Genomic DNA, 20,158 nt, shown 5'->3' with positions numbered 1-20,158 from the left:
TTGGGGTCTGTCCAAGCTAGCCTCGCCGAGTGAGTTTCAGCGCCTACGCCCGGCATGTTCGCGACCCGGCGCTGCCCGATCGACGCCGGGTGTCGACGCTACGGTCCTGCGTGCAGCTGTACCGGCCGATCGGCTTTCACGCGACCCTGAGTCTCCTGCGAGTGGTGGCCGGGCCGTTCGAGCGTGACGAGGTAGCCCTGCTGCGCGCGCTCGATGCCCTGAGCGCGAGCCGGGCCGGCTGGCATGCCGAACTCCGCGAGTACGCTGCGGTACGCCGCGCCGCCAAACGCCGGGGGCAGGGAAGCCCTCGCCTGAGCGATCCGAACCCCAACCAGGCCCCTCGATGCTGGTACGGGGCACCGCAGCAGGCCGCCGTCCATGCCTTGGCGTACTGGCGTCGTAAGCGCCTGCCCGCCCTGCTGGCCTGGCCCGACCCGATCGCGTCGCATGTCGATTCCTGCGTCACCGCATGTCTTGCGACGGGAGGGCCTCTCATGCCCACTGAACGACAACATCTGGCCGCCGCTGTCGATGCGCTCCAGCACCGCATTCAGGCCGACCTGTGGCATGAGGACCAGACCGCCTACTTCCGGACGCGAGATCTGTTGACGGTCGCTTGGTATGTCCGTACCGCTGCCGATGCCGCGCCGAGTTCGGGTTCCTCGGTTCTTGATCACAGAAAGTAGCGAGCGAAGGTGGCCGTACCGGGAATTGCCACTGGCCACCAACAGCGCGGGGAGCATATGAACCCGAGGGATCACCCGTCGATGTCCCCCGGATCACCCCCGCATGCGCGGGGAGCAGACGAACGGCGGGCGGGTCGCCGACATCGCCGTGGGATCACCCCCGCCTGCGCGGGGAGCAGAGAAGCTGCAGGGACTGCTCTTCCGAGAGCGCCGGATCACCCCCGCGTGCGCGGGGAGCAGTCCGCAGCCAACCCGGCGTACACCGGGAAACCTCGGATCACCCCCGCGTGCGCGGGGAGCAGTCGGCCTCATCTGACCAGTCGTAGTACTTGACCGGATCACCCCCGCGTGCGCGGGGAGCAGACCGGGGCCGGGTTGTCGCCGGGCTTGCGGAACGGATCACCCCCGCGTGCGCGGGGAGCAGCGTACGGGCGTCGTAGCCCACCAGCCCCGCCAGGGATCACCCCCGCGTGCGCGGGGAGCAGCCCGGGCGTTCACGGCGTCCGGGCCGCCTTGCGGGATCACCCCCGCGTGCGCGGGGAGCAGACGGGATGGTGTTCACCCGGTCGGGTGGGCCGGGGATCACCCCCGCGTGCGCGGGGAGCAGGACTTGGGCGTCAGTACCACGTCGCGGACGTACGGATCACCCCCGCGTGCGCGGGGAGCAGGAGTCCGGCAGCACACCCGACATGGGTCTGATGGGATCACCCCCGCGTGCGCGGGGAGCAGGCCCCGTGCCCTGGCTGGCCCGCACCGAGGTCGGGATCACCCCCGCGTGCGCGGGGAGCAGATCTGGCAGCGGCACGCGCGTACGCACGGCAGGGGATCACCCCCGCGTGCGCGGGGAGCAGAAACCCCGGTCGCTATCTCCCGGCCGCCGGGACGGATCACCCCCGCGTGCGCGGGGAGCAGTGACCCGGATTCCGGCGTCGTCACGCCGACGTAGGATCACCCCCGCGTGCGCGGGGAGCAGGACGAGGACGATCGGGATCGGGTCGCCGAGGTGGGATCACCCCCGCGTGCGCGGGGAGCAGTCGAGATTGCTCCCGTTGCCTTCTGACTGCCCGGGATCACCCCCGCGTGCGCGGGGAGCAGCGCGATACCGTCCGGATCCACCTTGAATCGCAAGGATCACCCCCGCGTGCGCGGGGAGCAGCTACCCCGGCTACTCGCCGGGGCCGCGCGAATGGGATCACCCCCGCGTGCGCGGGGAGCAGGACCCGATGGCCATGATGGACCTTCGGACCGCGGGATCACCCCCGCGTGCGCGGGGAGCAGCCCTCCAGGGCCGGGAGGTTCACGGACAGGACGGGATCACCCCCGCGTGCGCGGGGAGCAGCCCTTCATCCACGTCCCCGAAGTACACCCGGCCGGATCACCCCCGCGTGCGCGGGGAGCAGACGTCCCCCGCGAGCATCTTCCACGCGGCCTTGGGATCACCCCCGCGTGCGCGGGGAGCAGCTACTGTCCGCCGTGAACCACGAATCGCTCTCCGGATCACCCCCGCGTGCGCGGGGAGCAGAACGCCACCACCGCCGCCATGGTGACCCCGGACGGATCACCCCCGCGTGCGCGGGGAGCAGGCTTCCTGACCTGCTGCTCTAGAGATCAAATGGGTCGTTTTTCTTCACTTTGGTTCGCAAGATCGTTTCTCCAACACCTATGCATCCAGCGCGCCTGCATGCGTCTGCTACGGACGCCGGGCAACTTCGTCGACGAACGAGCGCCAGGCGCGCGGGTCGAAGGTAAGGGCGGCACCGTCGCGGTCCTTACTGTCTCGGACCAGCACAATGCCTGGAAGGTTGTCGGCGACCTCGACGCAGGCGCCGCCGTTGTTGCCGCTGCGGGTGCTCTTGCGCCAGTGGGCGCCGGTCAGGTCATCCATGATGGACTGCCTTCTTTATCAGTGCCAGTGAGGCAGAACTCGGGAGGGCGAAACTGCGAATCCGCTCCCATCTACCCGCCAGCGTAGCAACGTCCTCGACTCCCTCCACGATGTGCGCCGCTACCTGGCTGTCGGCGTACCCAGCGCGCACGCCATCGCTTAGCTCGGCAATGATGAACTGGCCGCCGAGTCCCGGGTAAAGGCCGGTGCTGGCCGGCACAACGTGGAGCTCGACGTTCGGCAGTGCAGCGAGCTCAATCATTCGCTCCAGTTGCTCTGCGCAGAGTCGGGGCGGACTCGCGCAGAGTCGCTGGATGACAGCCTCATCCAGGACCGTCACGAGCAGCGGCGGACGCTCTCTGGTCAGGATGGCCTGCCGTCGGAGGCGCGCGGCCACCAAGCGGTCGACATCCTCAGCAGTCAGCATCTCGCCCGCCAGTGTCGCCCGCGCGTACGCCTCGGTCTGGAAAACGCCAGGCACCCACGCCGGCTCATACCATCGGAGCGACACCGCCTCGTGCTCGGTGTCGGCCCACGGCCGAAACCATACGGGATCGCGACGCTTTAGGACGTCCGGCCAGAGCTCTGCGACGTCCCGGCCCACAAGCCCAGCGATCTTCGCCCTGTGTCGCGTCTGCGGCACGCGTCCGGGAGTCACCCACCGGGCAGCAGTTTTCGGGTCGACGCCGACTTGCTCCGCCAGACTCTCCGGAGTCTCGCCTGACTCCGTCATCGCTTCCAAAAAGGTCCGGTTCATCACGAACTCCCATTCGAACGTCCGGAACGTCCCGGGTCCATCTTGCAACGGAGTGTGTTTGAAGCACAACAGTAAGCAAAGTGGATTTGAGCGACTCACCGAGACCGAGTTCTCCGGCCTCTACTTCGCAGATGGGAGACACCCCATGACGCTCAGCCGTAAAGCCAAGGCGTACCACCGCCGCGACTGGCGACGCCTCTGGCGGTACTGCCGGTGTGGTTTCCGCTGGCGCTGTCCGGACTCGGTCGACCTGGTGCCGATGCCTTACCAGCCCTCACCCGTGCCGCCGCTGACCCGCCAGCAGCACCAAGCGGCCAGCCGCGCGACGCCGCCCGTCGACTTCACCGAGACCGAGCGGTCCGAAATCCGCGCTCTGACGCCGGACCCCGCTCCCCCACCGGCCCGGTCACGAACGACCAACCGCCGCCCCGCCCAGGACCCATCCACCAGCCCGCAGCCGAGGAATCGCCGCGCGGAAGCGCGCAGCCGCCAACCTCAGGAGCAGCACGCCCGGCGCGGTGAACGGGTGTGACCGGTGATCGGCCCGCAGGAGCGCTGGCTACGGCACGTGCGGCGCAAGTACGCCCGAGACGGCCACAACCCGACCAGGTCGTACGCCTGCCACGCCTGCGCATCCCCGTGGCCCTGCCGGCCCGCCCGCCTGGCGCTGTTGACCGCCCACCAGGGTGACCGGATCGGCCTGATGGTCTACCTCGGCACGCATCTCGCCCGCGCCCTGCGACAACTCCCCGACACGCACCCCGCGCTGATCACGGCACAACTTCTGGGCTGGCTCCCCCGCCGCCACTGACCCGTCTCATCACCCACGCCCGCCCCGGACCGTCTCTCCCCCGGTCCGGGGCGGGCCCAATTCCCACCGTCGACCGCCATTCCCACCGTCGACCGCCAGCGAACCCGCACAGCCGACCCTCTCCGGCTCCGGACCGGCGGCTCACAACCCCAACACGCTGCGCCGCACCTCGGGGCTGTCGCGCAGTTCGTCCGCCGGCCCGGTCAACACCACCCGGCCCTCACCCAGCAGGTACGCCCGACCCGCCACCGCGAGCGCCCGCTGCACGTCCTGTTCCACCACGACCACGCTCACCCCGGTCGCGTTGATCTGGACGATCGCGTCGTAGACCTCGTCGACCCGGACCGGTGCGAGCCCCAGCGACGGCTCGTCGAGCAGCAGCAGGCGCGGCCGGGCCATCAGCGCCCGCCCGATCGCCAGCATTTGCTGCTCTCCCCCACTCAGACTGCCGGCGAGCTGACCTGCACGTTCGCTCAGCCTGGGGAAGAGCGCGTAGACCTCGGTCAGGGTGTCCCGGTGTTCCCGGCGGGCACCTCGTCGATAGGCGCCGAGCACCAGGTTGTCCAGCACGGTCATCCGGGGAAAGATCCGCCGCCCCTCCGGGATCACCGCCACGCCGTGCCCGCAGACCCGGTGGCCGCGCAGCCGGGTGACGTCGGCGCCGCCGACGGTGATTTTGCCACGGTACGCCGGATGCAGCCCGGCGATGGCGTTCACCAGTGTCGACTTGCCCGCACCGTTCGGGCCGACGACGCAGACCGTCTCCCCCTCCTGCACCTCCAACGCGACGTCCCAGAGCGCCTGGGCGTCGCCGTAGCGCACGTCGAGGTCGTGGACCCGCAACAACGGTTCAGACATGAGCTTGCCTCCCCAGGTAGGCGCGGACCACGGCCGGGTCGTTCAGCACGGTCTGCGGGTCACCGTCGGCCAGGCAGGTGCCCCGGTCGAGCACCACCAGCCGGGTGGCGAGCTGGTTGAGCACCCGCAGCAGGTGCTCGACGATGACGATGGTGATGCCGCTGTCGTGGATCCGCCGGACCACCCGGACGGCGTTGTCGACCTCGGCCGGGTTGAGCCCGGCCAGTGCCTCGTCCAGCAGCAGCACCCGGGGGTTGGCGGCGATCGCCCGGGCCATCTCCAGCAGTTGCCGCTGGTGCAGGTTGAGGCTGCCGGGGTACGCGTCGGCCAGGTGCTCCAGCGCGACCGTACGCAGGTGGCGTTCCGCCATCGGCCGGGCCCGCTGCAACGAGGTTGGCGTACGCCCGAACATGATCGCCATCGCCACGTTGTCCCGGACGGTCATCGAGTCGAACGGTCGGGGGATCTGGTAGGTCCTCGCCATCCCGACGTGCGCGATCCGGTGCGGAGGCAGCCGGGTGATGTCCTGCCCGTCCAGCAGGATGGTGCCCCGGGTCGGCCGGATCGCCCCGGAGAGCAGGTTGACCAGGGTCGTCTTGCCGGATCCGTTCGGTCCGACGAGGCCGACGAGTTCGCCCTCCCGGATCTGCACGCTGACGTCCTCCAGCGCGTGCACCCCACCGAAGTACCGGGCCACCTGGCGGCACTCGACCAGCACCTTGCCGCCGCTCAGATCCGGTACCGACCGACCGCCATCACCGTCACCAGCACCGACACCGACACCGACACCGACAGCACCGTCACCCGCAACGGCCCCGGCGAGAGCATCGGCGACAGTGACCTGGTCCGACACCGGTTCGGCCACGCCGTCGCCGTCGGGCGCACTATCACCGCCGGCCGCGCCGTCACCGCCGGCCGCACCGTCACCGCCGGCCGCACCGTCACCGCTTGCCGCACTGCTGCTCGGCACGCTGCCGCCGGTCGGACGCAGGCCGAGCCGGGCCGCGATCTGAGGCGTGCCGAGCACGATCGCGGCCAGGCTGGCGGCGAGCATCCCGACGACCAGCCAGTCCAGCAGTTCGCCCCAGAATCGCAGCACCGCGAGGCCGCCGGTCACCACCACCAGGGTGCCGGCCGCGACCAGCGGCCGGGCCCGGAGCCGCGCGTACAGGCCGTCGGGGGCGAGCGCGACCAGCAGGGCGAGGACGCCACCGAGAATGATCAGGTTGTACGCGTCCAGCCCGTACGACGAGAGCCGGTCCTGCAAGGTGACGATCAGTACCGCGCCGATCACCGGGCCGAGCCAGTGTCGCCGCCCGCCCAGCACTCCCATCACGATGACGAAGAGCGGGATGGTCAGCCCGAAGACGCTCTCGACGGTGACGAAGCCGATCTGCAACGCGTAGACGCTGCCGGCGACGCCGCCGAGTACCCCGCTGAGCAGCATCGCCAGCATCTTGTACCGGAACGTCGCCACCCCGGTCACCTCGGCCACGTCCTCGGCGTCGCGGATCGCGGCCAGCGCGGCGCCGGGCCGGGTGTGCTGGACGACGTACGCGACGGCGACCGCTGCGGTGGCGACCAGCAGGGCCAGCAGGAACTGGAACTGCTGGAACGAGCCGATCGCGGCCGGCAGCTCGGGCACCGGGACGGTGGCGCCCTGTCCGCCGTCGACCGACCGGTTGATCCGGGCGAACGCGGCCAGGATGAACGGCACGGCGAGGGTCAGCAGCGCGAAGATCTCGCCGCGCAGCGAGCCGAGCCGGAACGCCACGGCGCCGATGCCGAGGGCGAGCAGTCCGGAGAGTACCGCCGCGACCGGAAGGGTGAGGAAGAAGTTGACGCCGTGCCGGCCGCCGAGCACGGCGGTGCTGTAGGCGCCGACCCCGACGTACGCGGCCTGGCCGAAGCTGAAGTAGCCGCTGTAGCCGGAGAGGATGTTCCAGCTCGTCGCCTGGGCGATCCAGAAGCAGATCGAGCCGAGCAGCACCAGATGGAACGAGGCTATCCCGAGCTGGTCGGCGAAGGCGCCGAGCGCGGCCAGCGCCAGGAACGCCCCGAGCAGTCCCACCCCGCCCCGGCGCATCATCGGACACCTCCGGTGGTGGCGAAGAGTCCCTGCGGGCGCAGCAGCAGGGCGAGGATGATCGCGGAGAAGAGCACGAACGGCGCGGTCGCCGGTGACCAGACCGCGGCGACGACGCCGGAGAGCACCCCGACCAGGATCCCGGAGGCGAAGGTGCCGACCACCTCGCCGATCCCGCCGAGGATCACCACCGCGAAGACGGTGCCGAACCACTCGTACGCGGTCTCCGGGGTGAGCGCGTTGGCCAGCGCGAAGACCATCCCGGCGAGGGCTGCGGTCGCACCCACCACCCCGCCGAGCAGCACGCTGAGCCGCCGGTGGTCGACGCCGAAGGCACCGGCGACGGCCCGGTCCTGGGCCATCGCCCGCATCGCCCGGCCGGCGAAGGTACGCCGCAGCACCACGTGTGCGGCGGCCACCACCAGCAGGGCGAGGCCGAACGCCATCAGGGTGGTGATCGGGAAGACCAGCCGGCCGAGCGTGACCGAGCCGGTGGCGTACGGGTTGACCTCGGCCGGCATCCGCTGGAAGTCGGCGCTCCAGATGTTGCTGACCACCTGGATCGTGATGCTCAGCAGCCCGAAGCTGACCAGCAGCGAGTTGAACTCGCTCAACCGCAGCCGGTCGAAGAGCCACTGGATCGCCGCGCCGGCCACGAAGAGCGCCGGCACCGTCACCACCAGGGACAGCAGCGGGTCGAGCCGCCACGAGACGGTGATCTGGAACGTGAGGTACGCGCCGATCAGAATCAGTCCGAAGTGGGCCAGGTTGATGACGCGCAGCACCCCCCAGGTGACGGAGAGGCCGGTGGCCATCAGGGCGTAGAGGCCACCGATCAGCGCTCCGCTGAGCGTGGCCTGGATGACGTTCATACGGGGGTTGCCTCGGCTTCTGGTCGGTCGGGCGGTTTCACTTGGCGGTGTCCTCCACCGGCGACAGCGCTGTCGGGCCGGGGAGTACCTCGGTCGGGGTCGGTGGGCGCGTCCGGGCCCGGGTCTGGGGCCGGGCCCGGACGCGCGGTCACGGGCGGGCGGTCACGAGCGGGCGGGGGCGAACGGCGCGGCGGCCCGGTCGGCCGGCCAGACGGTGACCCAGTCGCCCTGCTGGATCTGCTTGATGGCCTGGGTGGTCGGCCAGAAGTTCTGCACCTTCGGGTCGAAGCTGAGGTGGCCGCTGAAGGTCGTGTCCGCGCCCTTCTCGTGCAGGGTGTCGCACATCTTCTTCTGGTCGGTCCCGCCGCTCTCCTTCACCCCGGCGGCCAGGATCTCCCAGGCGTTCCAGGAGGCGGCGGCCTGGGTCTCGAAGACCGTGTACGGCAGCCCTGCCGCCTTGGCCCGGGCGGTGAAGTCGTCCACGATCTCGGTGGCCGGCGCCCCGAGCCGATCCAGGGTCGGCTTGTTCGGCTCGAACATCGACACCGACAGCACCCCCTCGGCCACCTCGCCGAGGTCGAGCAGCGGTCCGGGTGCCGGGAAGAGGCTGAACATCCGCTTCGGCTCGTAGTTGAGCTGGGCCATCGCCTGGAGGAGGTTGACCGCGTCCACCCCGAGACCGTTGTTGATCACGAGATCGGGGTCGGCGTCGCGTACCTGGGTGGCGATCGGCGCCCAGTCGGTGGTCGTCGGCGGGTAGTGCACGTCGACCACGACGTCGATGCCCCGCTCCCGGGCGATGCTCAGCGCGCCGGTCTTGTCCTCGCCGTAGCCGTCGGAGACGAAGGCGGCCGAGCCGCTCTGGCTGGTCAGCACCGCGACCGACTTCGGCGGGTCGGGTTGGGCGGCGAGCGCGTCGAAGAGCTGGGTCGGGATGAACTGGTTCGGGGTGGGCCCGATCGACCAGGCCGGGAACTGGCACTCGTAGGTCAGCTGTGGTGCCAGCACGGCGGTGTGCTGGGGCATCACGTACCCGTGCCGCTGGGCGACCGCCATCGCGGAGAGGATGTTCGGGGTGGCGTACGGGCCGATGATCAGGTCCACCCGGTCCTGGCTGATCAGCCGCTCGTAGAGCTGGCTGACCTTGGACTGGTCGGACTGGTCGTCGACCACCTTCCACTCGACCTGGCGGCCAAGAAGCCCACCGGCGGCGTTCAGCCGCTCGACGAAGGTCTCGCCGGCGAGTTTGTGTATCTGCCCGGTCGCCGCGAAGGCGCCGGTGAGGGAGAGGGTCGAGCCGACCACGATCGGGTCGTCGTTGTCGGAGCCGGAACCGGAGCCGTTGCCGCAGCCGGCGGCGGCCACGCCGAGCGCCAGTGCGGTGGCGACGGCGGCAAGGGAACGCTTACGCATCTGTCGGATACCTTTCGTCGCTGTCGGGAGTGGGTCGCTGTCGCGGGGGCCCGGGGGCGGGTACGGCTCCCGGCGGTGCCGGGCCGGCGCCCCGGGGCCGGTCAGTCGCCGGCGGCGAGGGCGCGCCGGCGGCGCAGCAGTGGGGGTACGCTGCCGAGCAGCCCGACGGCCAGGGCCAGGGTGCCCCAGCCGTAGCCGGCGAACCCGTCGAGCCCGATCAGGTGATCCAGCGACCAGGCGCCGGGTCCGGTGTACGCCAGCACGATGGCGAGCGCGCCGTAGACGAAGGCGACCTCGTAGCCGCCGAGGTGCGCCCAGAGCCCGTTGGGGACGTTGACGGAGGCGGCCACGATCATCGTGCCGAGCACGACGCTCGCGCCGAGCGGGGTGGCCAGGCCCAGCGCGATCAGTGCCGCGCCGAGGAGTTCGGCCGTTCCGGCCAGCAGCGCCATGGCCCGACCGGGCCGGAAGCCCCAGGTGTGGAAGGTGCTGCCGGTGCCGGCGGGGCCCTGGCCACGGAACCAGCCGAACAGCTTCTGGCTGGCGTGGCCGAAGAGCAGCGCCGCGAGGAGGAGCCGGAGCAGTAGCAGGCCGAGGCTCATGCCGCACCTGCCGAGCCCGGTCCGCCGGTCTGGTCGGTGGTGCCTGGCCGGCTCTCGGCCGACCGCCGGGTGGGGTTGGTGCTGTGGGTGGACGCGGGACGCGGAACCACCGCCGATGGCGCCATAACTCTCTCCTCCGAGGCTGAGCCCTGCGCGACCTCTTCTGCGGACGAGCGTCCGCTACACGGACGCGACGCACATCACAATCTCCGCTGCCACCTGTTAGATGTCAAGACTCAGGCTGGAAACAATTGCGTCTGAGCGCGGACTGGTGTTCGCTTGACGGTCAGAGGTCGGGTCGGCGGCACAATTCCGTACCCGATCCACTTCGACCACCGGCCGGACGTGCCGGGACGGACGCCGCCCGGCCGAGCCGGGGGCGGGCCCGCCCGGACGTCGCCGGCGGGACACCGTCCGGGACGTCCCGGCAGTGCGCCGTCCGGCACCCCGGGTGGGCCCGTGGTGAACTGATGGACGCCCGACTTCCGTCCCGGCGGAAGCCGGGTGGCGGGTACCGACACGGCGACGACGGAGCGAGGCGGACGATGGCACAGCGCGGCGAAGGACCGGACTTCATCGAGGCCCTGGCCCGAGGGCTCAAGGTGATCACCGTCTTCCACGCCGACCAACCCCGGCTGAGCCTCAGCGAGGTCGCCGCCGCGGCCGGGCTCGCCCGGCCCACCGCCCGGCGCTTCCTGCTCACCCTGGAGGAACTCGGCTACGTCCGGGCCGACGCCGGCAGCTACGAACTCACTCCCCGGGTGCTGGAACTCGGGATGGCCTACGTCGGCGCGCTCTCGCTGTGGGACATCGCCCGCCCGCACATGCAGGACCTGGTCGCCGCCACCGGGGAATCCAGCTCGATGGCCCAGCTCGACGGCTCGGACATCGTCTACATGGCCCGGGTCGCGGTGCCGAAGATAATCGCGCTGCGGGTGCAGATCGGCACCCGCTTTCCGGCCAGCGTGACGTCACAGGGCAAGGTTCTGCTCGCCGCGCTGGACCCGGGCGCGCTCAACACGGCGCTGGCCCAGCCCAGCCGCTCCGGGGTGCAGCCGAAGGTCCGGCATGGACGGACCGCGCTGGACGCCATGCTCCGGGAGGTCCGGGCCCGGGGCTGGGCGCTCGCCGACGACGAGTTGGCCCCGGGCATCCGCTCGGTGGCGGTGCCGATCCGGGACGGCCAGGGCACGGTACGGGCCGCGATGAACGTCACCGTCAACTCGGCCGAGACCAGCGTCAAGACCCTGATCGAGCAGCACCTTCCCCAGCTCATCCGGGCGGCCAGCGCGATCAGCGCGGACTGGGCCCGCTGGCAGTCCCGGCCGCAGATCGAGATGGGCGGTGTGGTGGAGACGGTCGTCGCCGCCCGACCCTGAGCCCCCGGCAGGACTTCGCACCGGCGGTGCCGTGACCGCCGGTGCGGGGGGTGCCGCCGTGGTCAGGTGGCGATGTCCGGGTACGGCAGCGAGAAGTGCGCCAGCCGGGCCGCGTAGTGCTTCTGGAAGCCGAGCGGTTCGGGGTGGTCCCGCTCGAACATCGCGATGAACAGGGTCAGCGTCAGGAACGGGTGTGCGCCCAGCTCGAAGAGTTTGACGTAGTCGTGGTCGACCAGCGCCTCCCGCTCGGCGTCGGAGAACCGCAGCCAGGTGCTCGCCTCGCCGGTGTGGCAGTTCAGCACCGCGTTGGCGCGCTCGGCCTCCCACCAGGTGACCATCCCGCGCGGGTCGTCACGGTAGCGCTCGACCAGCTCCGGATCCCGGTCCACGGTGTAGAGGAACTTGTTCAGCAGGTACTTGCTCACCGCCGCACCTCGCTTCCGGTCGGTACGCCGTTCGGATACCAGGTGAAGTAGGCCTCCATGGTGTGGAACAGGTCGAGGGTGTCGACGTGGTCCGCCTTGGCGCCCGCCCCGGCCACCCCCATCATCAGCATGAAGTCCATGAAGCCGTGGGTGGCGTTGCCCGGCGTGTGCAGGCTCTCCAGGGTCACCTCGGCCAGGCAGCGCTCCAGGTCACCGGTGGCGATCCACTCCACCGCCTTCCGGTCGAACTCGGGATCCGGCCCGTGCGGGCCGAACTGGCGGGGGCCGCCGAGTTCCAGCGACAGGTGGCCGGTGCCGATGATCGCCACCCGCAGGTGGCTCGGCCACGACTCGACCAGTTCCCGGATGGTCTGGCCGAGCTGCACGAACCGCTTCGGCTGCGGCAGCGGCGGCGCGAAGATGTTGGTGTAGATCGGCACGATCGGCAGGTCCGCCTCGGGACGCAGCGTGATGATCGGGCAGGTGATGCTGTGGTCGATCCGCAGCTCGTTGCTGAACGCCAGGTCGAAGCCGGCGTCCAGGCCCTCGCGCAGCAGGTGGGCCGAGAGGTCCTCCTGACCCCGCAGCAGCATCCGGGGCAGGCCGAACTCGCGTTCCTCGTTGTACCAGTTCCCGTCGTAGAACGGGGCCTTGCCGACCAGGAACTGCGGCATGTTGTCCAGCCACAGCTGGTGGAAGTGGTCCGAGCCGACCATCACCAGCACGTCGGGGTTGGCCCGGGTCAGGGTCTCCCGGAAGTCCAGGATCTTGCGTACCCACTCGTCCGCGAAGGGCGGCCGGTCCTCGCCCTGTGCCGTGCTGGCCCGGTAGTAGAACGGATGGTGGGTGGAGGCGATCACCGCGGCGATGGTGGCCATCGCGACTCCTTTCAGACGGGTTCGGGGGGTGTGTAGCGGGCGTTGCGGTCGACGGTGCGGTAGATCTCCATCCCGAGGCCGGTACGGCGCTCCTCGGCCAGGTGGCCGAGGAGTCCGGCGGCCCGGGCCAGCAGCGCGAAGCCGCGCAGCAGCTCCGGCGGCAGGTCGAGGTCGGCCAGGGCGGCACCGCAGACGCCGGCACCGTTCAACGGCAGGGTACGGCCGAGCACCTGGGGGTGGACCCGGCCGATCGCCTCGAAAAGCCGCAGGTGGGGGCCGCGCAGGCCCTCCCGCTCGGCGAGCGCGATCAGCACCGGGGTACGCGGATCCCGCACCCTGTGCACCGGATGCCCCAGTCCGGGCACCAGCCGGCGCTCGGCCCGGGCCCGGGTGACGGCGCCGAGGGCCAGCTCGTCCCAGCCGGCGTCGTCGGTCGGTACCTCGGTCACCTCGGCCAACGTGTCGGCGAGGAACCGGCCGCTGTCCTCGGTGACGCCGAGGAACCGGGAGCCGCCACCGAGCAGGCCGGCGGCGAGCGCCCCCTGCAACGCCTCGGGGGCGCTCTGGTACGTCACCCGGGCGGCGATCGCCGTCGGGGTGAAGCCGTGGTCGGCGAGCGCGACGAGTACCGCCTCGAAGACGCGTACCTGGGCCGGGGTGGGGCGGCGCCCGGCGACCAGCCAGAAGGCGAGTTCGCCGAAGCCCACCTGGCCGATCAGGTCGGCGGCCAGGTCGTGACCGAGCAGGTGGATGGTGTCGGCGTCGGAGGTGCCGATCGAGGTGGGAAAGGTCAGTTCTGGGTCAGCCACGCGCGGATCTCCTCGCCGTGTTCGTCGAGCCCCGGTGGGGGCAGGTCGTACCGGGGATGGGTGGTGGAGAAGGTGATCGGGTTGCGCACCATCGGCACCGCGCCGTCGCCGTCGCCCACCGTCACCACCGGGTCGAGGCCGAGCCGCTCGGCGAAGGCCACTCCCCGGTCGATGGTGTTGATCGGCGCGCACGCCACCCCGGCGGCGATCAGGTCGGTGAACCACTCGTCCCTGGTCCGGGTGCGCAGCCGTTCGACCAGCAGCGGGCGCAGCTCCTCACGGTTGGCGGTGCGGTCCTGGTTGCGCCCGAACCGTGGGTCGTCGACGAGTTCCGGCAGGCCGAGGACCTCGCAGAGCTTGCGGAACTGGCCGTCGTTGCCGGCGATGACGATCAGTTCGCCGTCGGAGGTCGGCAGCGGCTCGTACGGGAAGAGGCTGGGGTGCGCGTTGCCCATCCGGTACGGCACCACCCCGCCGGCCACGTACCCGCTGCTGTGGTTGACCAGCCCGGACAGGGCCGAGGAGAGCAGGTTGACCTCGACGTGCTGGCCCCGGCCGCTGGCCGTGCGGTGGTGCAGCGCGGCCAGGATGCCGATGTTCGCGTGCATCCCGGCCATCACGTCGAAGACCGAGATCCCGGCCCGGTACGGCGAGCCGTCCGGGTCGCCGGTGAGGCTCATCAGGCCGGAGATCGCCTGCACCATCAGGTCGTAGCCGGGCAGCGCGGCGCCGGCCCCGGTGCCGAAGCCGCTGATCGAGGCGTAGACGATGCCCGGGTTCTCCGCCGCCACCGACTCGTAGTCGAGCCCGAACCGCCGCATGCCACCGGGCTTGAAGTTCTCGATCATCACGTCGGCGCGCGCGGCGAGGGCGCGGGCCACGGTGAGGTCCTCCGGTGACCGCAGGTCCAGCGCGATGGAACGCTTGTTCCGATTGATGCCCAGGTAGTAGGTGGCCACCCCGTCCCGGACCGGTGGCATCCAGGTCCGGGTGTCGTCCCCGGCCGGCCCCTCCACCTTGATCACGTCGGCGCCGAGGTCCGCCAACAGCATCGTGGCGTACGGCCCGGCGAGGATCCGGGAGAAGTCGGCCACCACCAGTCCGGCCAGCGGTCCCGGTGTGCCACCGGTACCCGGCTGATCCGCCATGCTCCCGCCTCCGTCCGTCTCGCGGACGTTTGTCCGTCGCCGACAGTCTGTTCGCGCCCGACACACCTGTCAACTGTTGATCGGTCGCGCCGGGGCCGACCACGCCTGGGATAGCCGCCCTCCATCGGACGCGGGCCGTAGCCGCCGCTCAATCCCTGATACATCCGGCCGAGCACTACTCGTTGACAGGCGTGAAACACCGGGACAATAATTGCGCCACCTGCTCGCGCCCGCTATACGGACGATCGTCCGCGTAGATCGCTCCGTCGATAGGAGTTGGCGATGGCCACGACCGAGCCCGACCGCCCGGTGCTGCTGCACAACGGGCTGGTACTGACGATGGACGACGCACACACCGTGCTGACCGGCGGCGACGTGCTGGTGGTCGGCGACCGCATCGCCGAGGTGGGGGTCGGGTTGACCGCCCCGGACGGCGCGCTGGAGATCGACGCCAGCGGCGGCATCGTGCTGCCCGGAATGATCGACACCCACCGGCACATGTGGCAGACCGCGATGCGCGGCTACGGCGCCGACTGGACCCTGACCCAGTACTTCGTCTGGTACTACCTGGAATCCGGCAAGCTGTTCCGGCCCGAGGACATCTACGCCGGCAACCTGCTCGCCGCCATCGAGGCGATCGACGCCGGGGTCACCACCACGGTCGACTGGTCGCACGGACTACAGACCCCGCAGCACGCGGACGCCGCCGTTGACGCCCTGGAGGCGGTGCCCGGCCGCTTCGTCCTCGCCTACGGGAACATCCAGCAGGGGCCGTGGGAGTGGGCGACCCGCCCGGAGTTCCGCGACTTCGTCGAGCGGCGCATCGCCGGCAAGGGCGACAGGCTCGGCTTCCAGATGGCCTTCGACGTCACCGGCGACCCCGCCTTCCCGGAGCGGGCCGCCTTCGAGGTCGCCCGTGACCTCGGCGTACCGGTCACCACCCACGCCGGCGTCTGGGGCGCCACCAACGACGACGGCATCCGGCTGATGCACGAGAACGGCTTCATGACCCCGGCCACCGTCTACGTGCACGCGGCCACCCTGACCCGGGACTCGTACAACCGGATCGCCGCCACCGGCGGTTCGGTCTCGGTCTCCACCGAGAGCGAGCAGAGCGCCGGCCAGGGCTACCCGCCCACCTGGCAACTGCGCCACCACGGCATCCCGGTCTCGCTCTCGATGGACACCAGCGTCTGGTGGAGCGGTGACCTCTTCACCGCCATGCGCGCCACACTGGGCGCGGACCGCTCCCGGGAACACCTGGAGGCGCACGGCCGGCAGGACACCGTCACGCACTGCCACCTGCGCGCCGAGCAGGTGGTCGAGTGGGCCACCCGGGGCGGCAGCCGCGCGCTCGGCCTGGACGACAGGGTGGGCAGCCTGGAACCGGGCAAGAAGGCGGACGTCGTACTGATCAAGAACGACGACTCGCCGGTGATGTTCCCGATCCTCAACCCGTACGGCCACGTGGCCTTCCAGGCGCAGCGCGGTGACGTGCACACCGTCCTGATCGACGGCCGGCTGGTCAAGCACCAGCACCGGCTGGTCGGCGTCGACCTCGGCCGGGCCCGGCGCGAGGTGGAGCGGACCGTCGAGTACCTGATCGGGTCGATGGGTCGGGACGCCTGGGCGAAGGGCATGAACCCGGACGTCCCGGAGACCAAGGTGCGGGACAACCCGTACACGTACACCGAATGGGACGCCGGCTCCGCCCAGTGGAAGCGCTGAGCGGCGCAGGCCCGCGCCAGCCCCGGGTGGCACCGGCCCGGGCGGTCGGTGCCGGGGACTAGAGCATCTCCAGCGGCTGCGGGCCGCTCGGCGGCGGGAAGACCGCGTCGAGTACGACCAGGTCCTCGTCGCCGAGCCGCAGGTCGAGCGCCCCGGCGTTCTCCCGGGTGTGCGCCGGATCCGACGACCGGGGAATGGCGGCGACCGGATCCTGCCGCAGCACCCAGGCCAGCGCCACCTGCGCCGGTGTCACCCGGTGCCGGCCGGCGATCTCCGAGAGCTGGTCGTTGCCGAGCAACCGGCCCTGCTCGATCGGTGCGTACGCCATCGCCGGGATGCCGTGCGCACCCAGCCACGGCAGCAGGTCGTACTCCGGACCTCGTCGGGTCAGGTTGTAGAGGATCTGGTTGGCCGCGCAGGACTCGCCACCGGCCTCCATCAGGTCCACCATGTCCGACAGGTCGAAGTTGCTCACTCCCCACTGCCCGATCTCGCCCGCCGCCACCAGCTCGTCGAACGCCTCGATCGTCTCCGGCAGAGGATGGGTGCCACGCCAGTGCAGCAGGTAGAGATCGATGTGGTCGGTCCCGAGCCGGCGCAGGCTTCGGCGACACGCCCGTACCGTGCCCTGCCGGCTGGCGTTCGCCGGCAACACCTTGTCGACCAGGAACACCTCGTCGCGGCGCCCGGCGATCGCCGCACCGACCAGTTCCTCCGCGGACCCGCTGCCGTACATCTCGGCGGTGTCGATCAACCTCATCCCGAGGTCCAGCCCGGCACGCAGCGCGGTGATCTCGTCCTGCCGCTGCCCGGGGTTCTCCCCCAGGTACCACGTTCCCTGGCCGAGTACCGGCATCGTCTGGCCCGACGGCAGTCTGATCGCGGGCATCGCGACGGTCATCTCGGCCTCCCGGCGGGTGGAACGCGTGCCGACGACAGCGGGGTTGCCGCACGGCACCGCCGGCCTACGACATGCGGCCCCGCCGGCCCACCCGCCGTCGGCCTACCCGGCACACCGCCGGCCAAACGAAAGCTCTGACCGCCGCCTCGGTGTAACGAAAGCTCTGACCGCCGCCGACGGCGTCCCGATTTGCGTAACCCGTCCGCTTATGTCTCGTTTCTTGGTGGAAGGGGCGGGGATGGCTGGCTGCCGACCGCCGCTCGGTACCAGCACCTGAGCTCCACGGGGGAAACGTGACGTCCATACGGAGAAGACTGTCCACGCTGGCGGTGGCGCTGCTCGCCGCCGGCGCCGTACTGCACCTGCCGGCACCGGCCCTGGCCCAGCCCGGCTCCGCCGCCGCCCAAGGGGTGGTGGTCGACCTCTCCGCCGACGTGGCCGGCGTCGTGGTCGTCGACGCGGACGCCACGATCGGCAGCGCGACCGCGCCGGCCGGTGGTGGCACCGACACCTCCACCCTGGTGGACATCTCACTGGCGGGTGCGATCGGGGTGACCGCGGACGGCACCGTCGAGGAGGTCACCGCGACCCGTGGCGCCACCGCCTCCTCCGCGTTCTCCAGCGTCAACGGTCTGAATCTGACGGTGCTCGGCATCGACGTCCTCGACGCCGGCGAAGTGACCGCCACCGCCACCTGTCCGCTGGTCGGCGCGCAGACCGCCGAGACCACACTCGCCGACGTCTCGCTCTTCGGCACCACCGTCGTCCTGACGGCGAACGGCCCGGCGGTGCAGGGCAGCGCCGACGTCACCGTACCCGGACTGCTCGGTGCCAGCCTCGACGTGACGTTGACGCGCACCGAGACCACCACGGCGGCCGGTGCGGCGGCGACCGCCATCCTGGCCACGCTCACCCTGACCGGAACCGTGGCCGGACTGCCGGTGGCCATCCCGGTCGGCACCGTGATCGTGGCGCGGGCAACCTGCGAACGCCCGCCGGCACCCGCACCGCCCACCGCGTCCGCCATCGATCCGGACTCGGGTCCGCAGTCCGGCGGGCAGACCGTCACCATCACCGGCACCGGCTTCGTCCCCGGCGACACCACCGTCACCTTCGACGGCGTACCCGCCACCAACGTCACCGTCGCACCCGGCGGCACCTCACTGACCGCCGTCACCCCAGCCAACCCGATCGGCCCAGCCACCGTCATCGTCACCACCCCCGGCGGCTCCGCCACCCCACTCGACTACACCTACCTCGCCGACGGCAGCGGCGCCGTAGTGACCGGCCTCGACCCCACCTCCGGCCCCACCAGCGGCGGCACCACCGTCACCATCACCGGCACCGGCTTCACCGGCGCCACCGGGGTGACCCTCGACGGCGTGCCGGGCACCGACTTCACGGTCAACCCGGCCGGAACGACGATCACCGTCGTCACCCCGCCGAACGCCGCCGGGCCGGCCGAGGTCGCCGTGACCTTCCCGGCCGGTACCGCCGAGGACGGAACCTTCAGCTACGTGGCACCGACGATCACCTCGGTCTCCCCGCCGGCCGGGCCGAGCACCGGCGGAACCCGGGTGACGATCACCGGAACCGGCCTCACCGGGGCGACCGGTGTCGACTTCGGCGGCGAGCCCGGCACCGATCTGGTGGTCGACCCGAGCGGCACCTCGCTCACCGTCACCACCCCGCCCGGCACACCGGGCACCGTCGACGTCACCGTGCAGTTGCCCGGTGCGGATGCGGTCGCCGACGACGGCTTCACCTACCGGGCCGTGGTACCCGTGATCGAGACGGTCGACCCGGACCAGGGACCCACCTCGGGCGGAACGGTCGTGACCGTCGGCGGCAGCGGCTTCGTACCGGGGCAGACGACGGTGACGATCTGTGGCCGTACCATCCCGGCGAGCGCCGTGACGGTCGCCGCGAACGGGGGCTCCCTGACGTTCCGCACCCCGGCCTGCCCGGCCGGCGACGCCGCGATCACCGTCGGCACCCCGGCCGGCGTCTCCAACACGCTGCCCTTCCGGTACGCCGGGGCGCCGTTGCCGGTCACCGGCGATTCGGTGGTCTCGCTGGTCGGGATCAGCGCCGCGCTGACGGGTCTCGGGATCGTCCTGTTGCTGCTGACCCGACGACGCCGTACCGACCGGGCGACCGGCTGATCGGCAGCGGATCCGGCGCGGGCCCCGGGGGTGGTAGTCCCGGGGCCCGCGCCGGTCAGCGGGGCGGGCGGTCCGGTAACCGGATGACCGGTGGGGGAAGGACCTCGTCCTCGTCGATCCGGCCGACCAGATAGCGGCTGGTCTCGTCGAGATGCAGCACCCGGACCCCGGGCCGGTCGCGCAACCAGCGCCGCACCGTGACGGCGGCGAACCACCGGTTCATCCGGCGTACCGGCGGCAGACTCCGGCCGAAGGGCAGCAGTGCCGCCGGCGTGAGCCGCCAGACCGAGCAGCCGTCGAACTGGACGTGCGGGCGTCGACCGCGCAGCCGGCGCGGCCGGTGCACCAGCAGGATCCGCCGGTCGTCGAGGCGCTCGCCGGTGACGATCCGGAAGTAGTGTTCCGCGGCCCACTGGCCGTCGCCGGAGAGCACCGACCAGGTTCGTACGTCGCCGTCGGGCAGCGCGGCTCGGGTCTGCGCGGCTCGGGTCTGCGCGATGATCAGCACGGTCGGCCTTCCTGGTCCGGGATCGCCGGGGCGGGGCATCAAGACGTTCGTGATGAAGCTGTAACAAAGTCTAATCACCACAAACTTGACAAATGTCACCAACTGCGAGAGAGCGGGCCCCGCCGGCATTGTCGGGTGGCGGCGGGCAGCCCGCGCCAACACCGGGGTCGGCATGATGGTGCGGCGGGCGCCGTTCGACATCGGCACGCCGTCGCCCGGCCGCCCCGGTCGGCTCGCGGGTGGCGGT

Annotated in this window: 19 protein-coding genes and 1 CRISPR repeat array; of the genes, 6 read left to right on the top strand and 13 right to left on the bottom strand. The window is 71.2% G+C overall.

Translation table 11 applies throughout. The features are described 5' to 3' along the window. Positions 1-29 precede the first annotated feature (29 nt). On the top strand, positions 30-686 hold the full coding sequence (locus tag ABNF97_RS00850) for a hypothetical protein (protein ID WP_349337305.1): 657 nt from the start codon (positions 30-32) through the stop codon (positions 684-686). Positions 687-776: 90 nt separating this feature from the next. Then, a CRISPR array of direct repeats spans positions 777-2,269; the repeat unit is 28 nt; unit sequence GGATCACCCCCGCGTGCGCGGGGAGCAG. Positions 2,270-2,376: 107 nt separating this feature from the next. On the opposite strand, the gene ABNF97_RS00845 is transcribed toward ABNF97_RS00850, so the two are convergent. Then, a complete protein-coding gene (locus ABNF97_RS00845; protein WP_349337304.1) occupies positions 2,377-2,571 on the bottom strand; it encodes a DUF397 domain-containing protein in 195 nt (64 codons plus the stop codon). Continuing rightward, positions 2,564-3,328: a DUF5753 domain-containing protein gene (locus ABNF97_RS00840; RefSeq protein ID WP_349337303.1), complete on the bottom strand. Its 765-nt coding sequence runs from the start codon at positions 3,326-3,328 to the stop codon at positions 2,564-2,566. The genes ABNF97_RS00845 and ABNF97_RS00840 overlap by 8 nt, the downstream gene beginning before the upstream one ends. 145 nt (positions 3,329-3,473) lie before the next feature. Here ABNF97_RS00840 and ABNF97_RS00835 point away from each other — a divergent pair, with 145 nt between their 5' ends. Both ABNF97_RS00835 and ABNF97_RS00830 read left to right on the top strand, forming a co-directional pair. Then, positions 3,474-3,860 carry a hypothetical protein gene (locus tag ABNF97_RS00835; protein ID WP_349337302.1) on the top strand — a complete coding sequence of 129 codons (387 nt, stop codon included), beginning with the start codon at positions 3,474-3,476 and terminating at the stop codon, positions 3,858-3,860. A 3-nt stretch (positions 3,861-3,863) separates the two neighbouring features. Continuing rightward, entirely contained in the window at positions 3,864-4,139 is a 276-nt protein-coding gene (locus tag ABNF97_RS00830) for a flavin reductase (RefSeq protein ID WP_349337301.1), read from the top strand. Between the two features lie 141 nt (positions 4,140-4,280). On the opposite strand, the gene ABNF97_RS00825 is transcribed toward ABNF97_RS00830, so the two are convergent. The 5 genes from ABNF97_RS00825 to ABNF97_RS00805 all read right to left on the bottom strand — a co-directional run bounded on the left by ABNF97_RS00825 (position 4,281) and on the right by ABNF97_RS00805 (position 9,970). Further along, positions 4,281-4,997, bottom strand: a complete 717-nt coding sequence (locus ABNF97_RS00825) for an ABC transporter ATP-binding protein (protein ID WP_349337300.1) — start codon at positions 4,995-4,997, stop codon at positions 4,281-4,283. Further along, on the bottom strand, positions 4,990-7,086 hold the full coding sequence (locus tag ABNF97_RS00820; RefSeq protein WP_349337299.1) for a branched-chain amino acid ABC transporter ATP-binding protein/permease: 2,097 nt from the start codon (positions 7,084-7,086) through the stop codon (positions 4,990-4,992). Before ABNF97_RS00820 ends, ABNF97_RS00825 begins: the two co-directional genes overlap by 8 nt. Beyond that, on the bottom strand, positions 7,083-7,955 hold the full coding sequence (locus ABNF97_RS00815; RefSeq protein WP_349337298.1) for a branched-chain amino acid ABC transporter permease: 873 nt from the start codon (positions 7,953-7,955) through the stop codon (positions 7,083-7,085). Before ABNF97_RS00815 ends, ABNF97_RS00820 begins: the two co-directional genes overlap by 4 nt. 162 nt (positions 7,956-8,117) lie before the next feature. Beyond that, positions 8,118-9,368: an amino acid ABC transporter substrate-binding protein gene (locus ABNF97_RS00810; RefSeq protein ID WP_349337297.1), complete on the bottom strand. Its 1,251-nt coding sequence runs from the start codon at positions 9,366-9,368 to the stop codon at positions 8,118-8,120. Positions 9,369-9,469: 101 nt separating this feature from the next. Then, positions 9,470-9,970 (bottom strand): DoxX family membrane protein, encoded by a 501-nt coding sequence (locus tag ABNF97_RS00805; RefSeq protein ID WP_130462616.1) that lies wholly within the window; start codon positions 9,968-9,970, stop codon positions 9,470-9,472. Positions 9,971-10,515: 545 nt separating this feature from the next. Here ABNF97_RS00805 and ABNF97_RS00800 point away from each other — a divergent pair. Beyond that, on the top strand, positions 10,516-11,349 hold the full coding sequence (locus ABNF97_RS00800; RefSeq protein ID WP_349337296.1) for an IclR family transcriptional regulator domain-containing protein: 834 nt from the start codon (positions 10,516-10,518) through the stop codon (positions 11,347-11,349). Between the two features lie 62 nt (positions 11,350-11,411). Here ABNF97_RS00800 and ABNF97_RS00795 read toward each other — a convergent pair whose 3' ends face one another. Genes ABNF97_RS00795 through ABNF97_RS00780 form a run of 4 tightly spaced genes read right to left on the bottom strand, consistent with a single transcriptional unit; the run spans position 11,412 to position 14,609 of the window. Continuing rightward, positions 11,412-11,774 (bottom strand): hypothetical protein, encoded by a 363-nt coding sequence (locus ABNF97_RS00795; protein WP_130462614.1) that lies wholly within the window; start codon positions 11,772-11,774, stop codon positions 11,412-11,414. Next, positions 11,771-12,652, bottom strand: coding sequence for a DODA-type extradiol aromatic ring-opening family dioxygenase (locus ABNF97_RS00790; protein WP_349337295.1), 882 nt, complete (start codon positions 12,650-12,652; stop codon positions 11,771-11,773). Before ABNF97_RS00790 ends, ABNF97_RS00795 begins: the two co-directional genes overlap by 4 nt. An 11-nt stretch (positions 12,653-12,663) precedes the next feature. Further along, positions 12,664-13,461 carry a citryl-CoA lyase gene (locus ABNF97_RS00785; RefSeq protein WP_130462612.1) on the bottom strand — a complete coding sequence of 266 codons (798 nt, stop codon included), beginning with the start codon at positions 13,459-13,461 and terminating at the stop codon, positions 12,664-12,666. After that, on the bottom strand, positions 13,443-14,609 hold the full coding sequence (locus ABNF97_RS00780) for a CoA transferase (RefSeq protein ID WP_130462611.1): 1,167 nt from the start codon (positions 14,607-14,609) through the stop codon (positions 13,443-13,445). The genes ABNF97_RS00785 and ABNF97_RS00780 overlap by 19 nt, the downstream gene beginning before the upstream one ends. Positions 14,610-14,891: 282 nt before the next feature. Between ABNF97_RS00780 and ABNF97_RS00775 the strand changes: the two genes are divergently transcribed. Beyond that, complete coding sequence (locus ABNF97_RS00775; RefSeq protein WP_349337294.1) at positions 14,892-16,337, top strand: amidohydrolase family protein; 1,446 nt, start codon at positions 14,892-14,894, stop codon at positions 16,335-16,337. A gap of 58 nt (positions 16,338-16,395) precedes the next feature. Here ABNF97_RS00775 and ABNF97_RS00770 read toward each other — a convergent pair whose 3' ends face one another. After that, on the bottom strand, positions 16,396-17,238 hold the full coding sequence (locus ABNF97_RS00770) for an aldo/keto reductase (protein WP_207230501.1): 843 nt from the start codon (positions 17,236-17,238) through the stop codon (positions 16,396-16,398). Between the two features lie 293 nt (positions 17,239-17,531). Here ABNF97_RS00770 and ABNF97_RS00765 point away from each other — a divergent pair, with 293 nt between their 5' ends. Beyond that, a complete protein-coding gene (locus tag ABNF97_RS00765; protein WP_349337293.1) occupies positions 17,532-19,403 on the top strand; it encodes an IPT/TIG domain-containing protein in 1,872 nt (623 codons plus the stop codon). Positions 19,404-19,458: 55 nt separating this feature from the next. Here the strand turns inward: ABNF97_RS00765 and ABNF97_RS00760 are convergent, their stop codons facing one another. Then, on the bottom strand, positions 19,459-19,911 hold the full coding sequence (locus ABNF97_RS00760) for a hypothetical protein (protein ID WP_130462608.1): 453 nt from the start codon (positions 19,909-19,911) through the stop codon (positions 19,459-19,461). Positions 19,912-20,158: the final 247 nt, after the last annotated feature.

It is taken from the genome of Plantactinospora sp. B6F1, assembly GCF_040120695.1.
Taxonomy (GTDB): domain Bacteria; phylum Actinomycetota; class Actinomycetes; order Mycobacteriales; family Micromonosporaceae; genus Plantactinospora.
This window is presented reverse-complemented; position numbering and strand designations above follow the sequence as displayed.

What these genes read in the sequence shown, in the direction of transcription:
- ABNF97_RS00775 (WP_349337294.1), top strand. Translation starts at nt 14,892, where the DNA reads ATGGCCACGACCGAGCCCGACCGCCCGGTGCTGCTGCACAACGGGCTG.
- ABNF97_RS00825 (WP_349337300.1), bottom strand. Translation starts at nt 4,997, where the DNA reads ATGTCTGAACCGTTGTTGCGGGTCCACGACCTCGACGTGCGCTACGGC.
- ABNF97_RS00800 (WP_349337296.1), top strand. Translation starts at nt 10,516, where the DNA reads ATGGCACAGCGCGGCGAAGGACCGGACTTCATCGAGGCCCTGGCCCGA.
- ABNF97_RS00790 (WP_349337295.1), bottom strand. Translation starts at nt 12,652, where the DNA reads ATGGCCACCATCGCCGCGGTGATCGCCTCCACCCACCATCCGTTCTAC.
- ABNF97_RS00810 (WP_349337297.1), bottom strand. Translation starts at nt 9,368, where the DNA reads ATGCGTAAGCGTTCCCTTGCCGCCGTCGCCACCGCACTGGCGCTCGGC.
- ABNF97_RS00815 (WP_349337298.1), bottom strand. Translation starts at nt 7,955, where the DNA reads ATGAACGTCATCCAGGCCACGCTCAGCGGAGCGCTGATCGGTGGCCTC.
- ABNF97_RS00770 (WP_207230501.1), bottom strand. Translation starts at nt 17,238, where the DNA reads ATGACCGTCGCGATGCCCGCGATCAGACTGCCGTCGGGCCAGACGATG.
- ABNF97_RS00840 (WP_349337303.1), bottom strand. Translation starts at nt 3,328, where the DNA reads ATGAACCGGACCTTTTTGGAAGCGATGACGGAGTCAGGCGAGACTCCG.
- ABNF97_RS00835 (WP_349337302.1), top strand. Translation starts at nt 3,474, where the DNA reads ATGACGCTCAGCCGTAAAGCCAAGGCGTACCACCGCCGCGACTGGCGA.
- ABNF97_RS00805 (WP_130462616.1), bottom strand. Translation starts at nt 9,970, where the DNA reads ATGAGCCTCGGCCTGCTACTGCTCCGGCTCCTCCTCGCGGCGCTGCTC.
- ABNF97_RS00820 (WP_349337299.1), bottom strand. Translation starts at nt 7,086, where the DNA reads ATGATGCGCCGGGGCGGGGTGGGACTGCTCGGGGCGTTCCTGGCGCTG.
- ABNF97_RS00780 (WP_130462611.1), bottom strand. Translation starts at nt 14,609, where the DNA reads ATGGCGGATCAGCCGGGTACCGGTGGCACACCGGGACCGCTGGCCGGA.
- ABNF97_RS00845 (WP_349337304.1), bottom strand. Translation starts at nt 2,571, where the DNA reads ATGGATGACCTGACCGGCGCCCACTGGCGCAAGAGCACCCGCAGCGGC.